At 44.8% G+C, this 7,938-nt stretch carries 7 protein-coding genes; all 7 read left to right on the top strand.

The genetic code is table 11. The annotated features are described in order from the left end of the window. Window positions 1–575 (top strand): signal recognition particle-docking protein FtsY (gene ftsY / locus CCU_RS12760; RefSeq protein WP_208896258.1); only part of this gene is annotated, 575 nt, incomplete at its 5' end. 107 nt (window positions 576–682) lie between these two features. Then, the gene (gene ilvA, locus CCU_RS12755) at window positions 683–1,927 is read left to right on the top strand and encodes a threonine ammonia-lyase (protein WP_015534949.1); all 1,245 of its coding nucleotides are present in this window, start codon (window positions 683–685) and stop codon (window positions 1,925–1,927) included. 15 nt (window positions 1,928–1,942) lie between these two features. Then, complete coding sequence (locus CCU_RS12750) at window positions 1,943–3,382, top strand: ASKHA domain-containing protein (RefSeq protein ID WP_015534948.1); 1,440 nt, start codon at window positions 1,943–1,945, stop codon at window positions 3,380–3,382. Beyond that, complete coding sequence (locus tag CCU_RS12745) at window positions 3,379–4,176, top strand: MBL fold metallo-hydrolase (RefSeq protein WP_015534947.1); 798 nt, start codon at window positions 3,379–3,381, stop codon at window positions 4,174–4,176. The genes CCU_RS12750 and CCU_RS12745 overlap by 4 nt, the downstream gene beginning before the upstream one ends. A 73-nt stretch (window positions 4,177–4,249) precedes the next feature. Beyond that, window positions 4,250–4,522 carry an ACT domain-containing protein gene (locus CCU_RS12740; RefSeq protein WP_015534945.1) on the top strand — a complete coding sequence of 91 codons (273 nt, stop codon included), beginning with the start codon at window positions 4,250–4,252 and terminating at the stop codon, window positions 4,520–4,522. Window positions 4,523–4,558: 36 nt separating this feature from the next. Next, entirely contained in the window at window positions 4,559–5,923 is a 1,365-nt protein-coding gene (locus CCU_RS12735) for a PFL family protein (protein WP_015534944.1), read from the top strand. Window positions 5,924–6,090: 167 nt separating this feature from the next. Next, the coding region (locus tag CCU_RS12730; RefSeq protein ID WP_208896257.1) for a TIGR03960 family B12-binding radical SAM protein at window positions 6,091–7,938 on the top strand (1,848 nt) is incomplete at its 3' end.

Raw genomic sequence — 7,938 nt, 5'->3', positions numbered from 1 at the left:
GCAAGAAGGTTCTCATGGCTGCTGCCGATACATTCAGAGCTGCCGCCATAGATCAGTTAAAGACCTGGGCTGACAGGGCACAGGTTGATATAATTTCACACAATGAGGGCGCTGATCCCGCTGCAGTTGTATACGACGCAGTGGCTGCCGCCAAGGCAAGAGATACGGATATCCTTCTCGTTGATACAGCGGGAAGACTTCACAACAAGAAGAATCTCATGGACGAGCTTGCAAAGATGAGAAGGATCATCACAAGGGATTATCCGGAGGCAAATGTTGAGGCGCTCATAGTTCTGGACGGAACAACAGGTCAGAATGCCCTTGAACAGGCAAGACAGTTCAGCAATGTAACTGAGCTTGACGGTATAGTTATCACCAAGCTTGACGGAACTGCCAAGGGTGGTATTGCGATAGCGATCCAGGCAGAGCTTGACGTACCGGTCAAGTTTATCGGAGTTGGTGAGAAGATCGGTGATCTCCAGAGATTTGACCCTCAGGAATATGTCAACGCATTGTTCGCAGATTTTGACGAGGACAGATCCGAGATCGATATGCTCATCGGCGATGACATGTAATACTACGGCATATATAATGATCATATGTATGTATGTCAATGTACTTATATCTGTGCACAACCATATATGATTTTCAAAAGGATTTTTACATAAGGAGACATTAACAAATGGCAGAACAGAACACAACAGACAAACTGACACTTGCGAAATTTGAGGAGGCCTACGACATTGTACATAAGGTGGTTCTCCCTACAAAGCTCATATACAGTGACTATTTCAGTGGGATAACAGGCAACAAGGTATACTTCAAACCTGAGAACCTTCAGAAGACCGGTGCATACAAGATCAGGGGTGCATATTACAAGATAAGCACTCTTTCAGATGAAGAGAGACAGAAGGGACTGATAACAGCTTCGGCTGGAAATCATGCCCAGGGTGTGGCATATGCTGCAAAAGCATATGGAGTAAAGGCGACCATCGTTATGCCTTCATCTACACCTCTCATCAAGGTTAACAGAACTAAGGCATACGGCGCAGAGGTTATACTGTATGGAGACGTATATGATGAATCATGTGCATACGCTCTTGAGCTTGCAGAGGACAAGGGTTATACATTCATTCATCCGTTCGATGATCTCGATGTTGCCACAGGACAGGGCTCGGTTGCGATGGAGATCATAAAGGAGCTTCCTTTCGTTGACTATATCCTTGTTCCTATCGGAGGTGGCGGTCTGGCAACAGGTGTGTCCACACTTGCCAAGATGATGAATCCGAACATCAAGGTCATAGGTGTTGAGCCTGCCGGAGCAAACTGTATGCAGGTCTCACTGAAGAACAAGAAGGTTACAACACTTCCATATGTAGACACCATTGCAGATGGAACTGCAGTAAAGACACCGGGAAGCAAGATTTTCCCATATATACAGAAGAACATAGATGATATTATAACTGTAGAGGATAACGAACTCATCGTTTCATTCCTCGATATGCTTGAGAATCACAAGCTTCTTGTTGAGAATTCAGGCCTTCTCACAGTGGCAGCACTTAAGCATCTCGATGTAAAGGGTGCCAAGGTCGTAAGCATACTGTCGGGCGGCAATATGGATATGATAACATTTGCCTCACTTGTACAGCACGGACTTATCGCAAGAAGCAGGATCTTCACAGTTTCAACACTTCTTCCTGACAAGCCGGGTGCACTCATGAACATTTCAAAGGTTATCGCTGATCTCCAGGGAAATGTTATCAAGCTTGAGCACAACCAGTTCGTATCCATCAACAGGAATTCAGCAGTTGAGCTTGTTATCACTATGGAGGCATTTGGCCCTGAGCACAAGCAGCTCATCATCAACACACTTGCTGATAAGGGCTACAAGCCAAAGGAAGTCATGACAAAGGGAATATACAATTAATTGTAGTTGATATCGATGATTAACAATGAACTCACTTTAACCGTAAATGACAACAAAATAATCGCCTGCAGACGCGGTGACAATCTGTTCAAGGTGCTGTGCAGCGCCGGATATGTGTTCAGTGGAAACTGCGGAGGTCTTGGAAGGTGTCAGAGATGTCTGGTGGATGTAAAAGGTGCGGGCACGGTAAAAAGCTGTACCTACACTATCACTGATAACATACAGATAACCATAGGTGAGGATAACATGTCAGTCCTTGCTTCGTACAAGGGTGCTGATGAATTCAACAACGTATATAATGGCGATGGTCGTGGTATAGGCATAGCTATAGATTTAGGCACCACCACCATCGCCATAGAACAGATAGATATGTCTGATGGAAGTGTCACGGACAGATGTGGATTTATGAATCCGCAAATTGAATATGGCAGCGATGTCATATCAAGGATCCGAACAGGCTCCACAGAAGATGGACTGACAAAGCTCAGAAGCTCAGTAGTCACAAGGATTTCCTCAGAGTTGGCCGGAATGGGGTATGCCCCTGCAGATATATCAAGGATAATTATTTCCGGAAACACCACCATGAATGCAATACTGGAGCGGCTGCTTCTGGACAATCTCGGGCATGCACCATTTGAGATCAGGAATCCTGACAGTATAACAGTATCAGGGAAGGATTTCTTTGATGATGAAAGATTTTGCAGTGCGGAAGTCACATGTCTTCCTAACCTCAGCGCATTTGTTGGAGCTGACGCATTGTGCGGTGCAGTCGTCTGTAACATTGACAGGTCTGACAAATATCAGTTGTTTGCAGATCTCGGAACAAACGGAGAACTCATACTTGCAAAGCAGGGTATCGGTTATGCCACCTCATGTGCATGTGGTCCGGCATTTGAGGGAATGCTGAGGAGAGGTGTTGCAGCTCCAACCACAGCCTTTGATCTGCTGAACAGACTTAATTTGCTACACATAGTGAATGACGATGGAGTCCTGGTTGATCAGTATATAGACGGAGGCTACAGACTTGCGGGTGGAGTGAAAATTGACATGGATATGATCAGAAGCTTTCTCCTTGCAAAGGCAGCCATATGTGCAGGGATAGAATCCCTCATGGATATGGCGGGGATAACGGCAGAGGACGTATCACGTGTATATCTGGCAGGAGGCTTCGGGTGCAGTCTTAATATATCAAGTGCGGTAAGCCTTGGACTTTTTCCGGACAGTTTTCAGGGAAAATCAGAATTTGCAGGAAATACATCCCTGCACGGAGCACATAAGTGCTTGATTGATAAGAGTTTTATTGATAGAATATATGCGTTTAAAGAGACCCTGACTGCTGTGAATCTCGGTGAGCTTGAGGGCTTTGACAGAAGATATTACAGTCATATGGATCTCAGACCATGGACCGCACAGTCACATGGTACAAATAAATTACAACAGAAGAGTAGATTATGAAATTACTAAGTATAGCAAGCGGTAGCAGCGGTAACTGCTATTACGTCGGCAATAGCGATACCCATCTTCTTGTGGATGTAGGCATAAGCTGCAAGAGGGTTGAAAACGCCCTTAAGGATGAGGGAATAAAGCCGTCTGAACTTGATGGTGTTCTTGTAACGCATGAGCATATAGATCATGTGAAGGGCATAGGTGTTCTGGCAAGAAAGCACGGTGTTCCTATATATGCCACTGCAGGAACCATAGCTGAGATGAAGAAGATGACCTCCCTTGGCAGTATCGATGAGGGACTGTTTCATGAGATTCGTCCTGATGAAAAGATACTGATAAAGGATATAACCGTTGATCCATCATCCATCTGGCATGACGCAGCGGATCCGGTATGCTACAGCCTGTATGGAGATGGCAAAAAAGTGTCCATAGCGACTGATATGGGCAATTATAATGATTATATTGTAGATAAGCTTGACAACTCAGATATAATGGTAGTTGAGGCCAATCATGATGTCAGAATGCTTGAGGCGGGACCATATCCTTATTATCTCAAGAGACGAATCCTTGGCAACTATGGTCATCTGTCCAACGAATTATCAGGGCAGCTCATATACAGACTTCTGAATGACCATGTGAAGGGTATCCTTCTGGGACATCTGAGCAAGGAGAACAATTTTGAAGAGCTGGCATACGAGACAGTCAAGCTGGAGCTTGAAAACAATTCATACGCCAACGATGTAAGGGAATTTGGGCTGGCAGTAGCCAGAAGAGACATGCCTATGGCTGCCATAGAGGCATAGGCTGATTTTTAGGAGTGAATAAAGATGGGTTCTGTATGTACAGGCTCCATCATCAACAAGGAGGATAAATGAAATGAAAAAGAGAATCATAACTGTAGTAGGTAAGGACAGCGTGGGAATCACAGCTAAGGTATGTGTATATCTGGCAAACAACCAGATCAATATACTTGACATATCACAGACTATAGTTGCAGGGTACTTCAACATGATGATGGTGGTTGATACACAGGAGTCATCCAAATCAACAGAGCTCATCGCATCAGAACTCGGACAGATCGGAGAAGAGATTGGAGTACAGATAAAGGTACAGCACGAGAAGATCTTTGAGACAATGCACAGAATCTAATAATATACAGTCTGACAGACAGAAAAGAGGATATACATGATTAGCATAAATGAAGTAATCGAGACCAATAAGATGATCTCAGACATGAATCTGGATGTTCGTACCATCACAATGGGAATCAGTCTTTTGGATTGTGTAGGCACAGATGTGGATGATACATGTACAAAGATATATAACAAGATAACAACATATGCCAAGGATCTTGTATCAACAGGTCAGGAGATATCAAGAAGATATGGTATACCAATCGTCAACAAGAGAGTTTCTGTAACACCTATAGCACTGGTTGGTGGTTCCGTATGTAAGACCACCGGAGATTTTGTAAAGATAGCAAAGGCTCTTGACAAGGCTGCAGACACCATAGGAGTCAACTTCATCGGAGGATATTCAGCGCTTGTAAATAAGGGCATGACTCCTGCTGATGAGCTTCTTATCCGTTCAATTCCTGAAGCACTCTCAAGCACAGGAAAGGTGTGCAGCTCCATAAATGTAGGTTCAACCAAAACCGGTATAGATATGGATGCAGTCAAGATTCTAGGAGAGATGATCAGAGACACTGCCGAGCTCACCAAAGAAGCAGATTCCATCGGTTGTGCAAAGCTTGTAGTATTCTGTAACGCACCTGATGACAACCCATTTATGGCCGGTGCATTCCACGGTGTTACCGAGGGAGACTGTGTCATCAATGTTGGAGTCAGCGGCCCTGGTGTTGTAAAGAAAGCCCTTGAGAAGGTAAGAGGAGAAAACTTTGAGGAACTCTGCGAGACCATCAAGAAGACTGCTTTCAAGGTAACCAGAGTTGGACAGCTCGTTGCAAAAGAGGCATCCAAGATGCTCGGCGTACCATTTGGTATAGTTGACCTGTCACTTGCCCCTACTCCTGCAGTCGGAGACAGTGTAGGTGAGATTCTCGAGGAGATCGGTCTTGAATACGCCGGAGCTCCTGGTACAACAGCAGCACTTGCGCTCCTCAACGATCAGGTTAAGAAGGGTGGAGTTATGGCTTCATCATACGTCGGAGGACTCTCCGGTGCATTCATCCCTGTATCTGAGGACCAGAGAATGATCGATGCAGTTTCCGCAGGAGCATTAACTCTTGAGAAACTTGAGGCCATGACATGTGTATGTTCAGTAGGTCTTGATATGATAGCAATTCCTGGTGATACATCACCTGCAACCATATCAGGAATTATCGCTGATGAGATGGCTCTTGGTATGATCAACCAGAAGACAACCGCTGTAAGACTTATCCCTGTTATCGGTAAGACAGTTGGAGATCAGGCTGAATTTGGCGGACTTCTCGGATACGCACCTATCATGCCTGTCAACAGATTTGCATGTGATAAGTTTGTCAACAGAGGTGGACGTATTCCAGCCCCTATCCATAGTTTCAAAAACTAATATTGGATAATGCGGTATAGGATCACAGTTCCTGATACGATATAGATATAGAGGATGCGCACTGAATACGGATATTCCGTGCGCATCTCTTTTGCTGTAATTGAATATTTCCATTTGGAGATATCAGATAATATGATTACAAGAAAATTATTTAAGGATATTATTTTATGAGAAGATTAGCTTTACCGGATGAAATACTGATGAAGGTTGAAAAGCCCGCCAGATATATAGGTGGAGAATACAACAGTGTTATGAAGGACAAGGACAAGGTTGATGTGCGTTTCTGCATGTGTTTTCCTGATGTATACGAGATAGGTATGTCCCATCTCGGAATTCAGATACTGTACGATATGTTCAACAGGAGAGAGGACACATGGTGTGAAAGAGTTTATTCGCCATGGCCTGATCTGGACGCGGAGATGAGAGAACATGACATCCCTCTGTTCGCGCTGGAATCCCAGGATCCTATAAAGGATTTTGATTTCCTTGGAATAACACTCCAGTACGAGATGTGTTACACCAATATTCTTCAGGTGCTTGATCTGGCTGGGATCCCACTCCGTACAAGAGACAGAAAAAAGGGAGACACACTTGTTATAGGCGGAGGCCCATGCTCATACAATCCTGAGCCTATAGCAGACTTCTTTGACATATTCTATATGGGTGAGGGCGAAGTATCATATGATGCACTTCTGGAGCTTTACAAGGTGTATAAGCACTCTGATATGACCAGGGAAGAATTTCTCATAAAGGTGTCCAACATTCCGGGATTATACGTTCCTGAGCTCTATGAAGTCACATACAAGGAAGATGGCACGATAGCTTCATTTGCTCCTAGATTTGAAGATGTGCCTGCCACGATAACCAAGACGGTCGTCATGGATCACAGCAAAGTCACATACCCAGAGAAGCCTGTTGTGTCATTCATGAAGCTCACTCAGGACAGAGTTGTTCTTGAGATCATGCGCGGATGTATAAGAGGCTGCAGATTCTGCCAGGCTGGAATGATTTACAGACCAACCAGACCTAAGGATGTCAATCTGTTAAAGGGCTATGCTGAGAAAATGCTGGCAAGTACAGGACACGAGGAGATAACCTTCAGCAGTCTGTCGTCGAGTGATTACGAGGAGCTTCCGGAGCTCACAGACTGCCTGATCGAGAAGATGGACAATGAGCATGTAAATATCTCTCTGCCATCGCTCCGTATAGACGCCTTTTCTCTGGATGTCATGAGCAAGATCCAGGATGTGAAGAAGAGTTCACTTACATTTGCCCCTGAGGCAGGAACGCAGAGACTCAGAAATGTTATAAACAAGGGTCTCACAAAGGAGAACATAATGGATGGTGCCCTGAAGGCCTTCAAAGGCGGCTGGGATAAGGTGAAGCTGTACTTCATGATGGGCCTTCCTACTGAGACATATGACGATATTGCCGGGATTGCAGACCTGTCGGAGGAGATCACTGAGCTTTTCTTTGCAAATATCCCAAGAGAAGAACGAAATGGACGTGTCATGGTCACCGCATCGGCATCATATTTTGTGCCAAAGCCATTTACTCCGTTCCAGTGGGCTCCGATGATAAGGCCTGAGGAATTTGTCAAGCGTGCATACTTTGTGAAGGACAGATTCCGCGCAGAGAAGAACCATAAGAGTCTTAAGTTCCAGTACCACGAAGCAGATATCACCATACTTGAGGGACTGCTTGCTCGAGGCGACAGGAAGCTCTGCGATGTAATATATGATGTCTATAAGGCCGGTCAGATATTTGACGCATGGACAGAGTTCTTCAAAAAAGAAAACTGGGACAACGCCATGGCAAAGCACGGTCTGGATATAGATTTCTACACATACAGGGACAGAAGTGTTGATGAGATACTTCCATGGGATTTCATTGATATAGGAGTCACAAGAAAGTTCCTTGAGAGAGAGTGGGAGAACGCCCAGAACGAAAAGGTAACCCCTAACTGCAGACAGCAGTGTTCCGGCTGTGGTGCCGCAAGATTTGGAGGAGGTGTA

The organism is Coprococcus sp. ART55/1 (genome assembly GCF_000210595.1).
GTDB classification, from domain to species: domain Bacteria; phylum Bacillota; class Clostridia; order Lachnospirales; family Lachnospiraceae; genus Coprococcus; species Coprococcus aceti.
Note: the sequence above shows the minus strand (reverse complement) of the source record. Positions and strands in the feature narration are given on the sequence as shown.

Coding starts and splice junctions, on each gene's coding strand:
- ilvA (WP_015534949.1), top strand. CDS start 683: ATGGCAGAACAGAACACAACAGACAAACTGACACTTGCGAAATTTGAG.
- CCU_RS12750 (WP_015534948.1), top strand. CDS start 1,943: ATGATTAACAATGAACTCACTTTAACCGTAAATGACAACAAAATAATC.
- CCU_RS12745 (WP_015534947.1), top strand. CDS start 3,379: ATGAAATTACTAAGTATAGCAAGCGGTAGCAGCGGTAACTGCTATTAC.
- CCU_RS12740 (WP_015534945.1), top strand. CDS start 4,250: ATGAAAAAGAGAATCATAACTGTAGTAGGTAAGGACAGCGTGGGAATC.
- CCU_RS12735 (WP_015534944.1), top strand. CDS start 4,559: ATGATTAGCATAAATGAAGTAATCGAGACCAATAAGATGATCTCAGAC.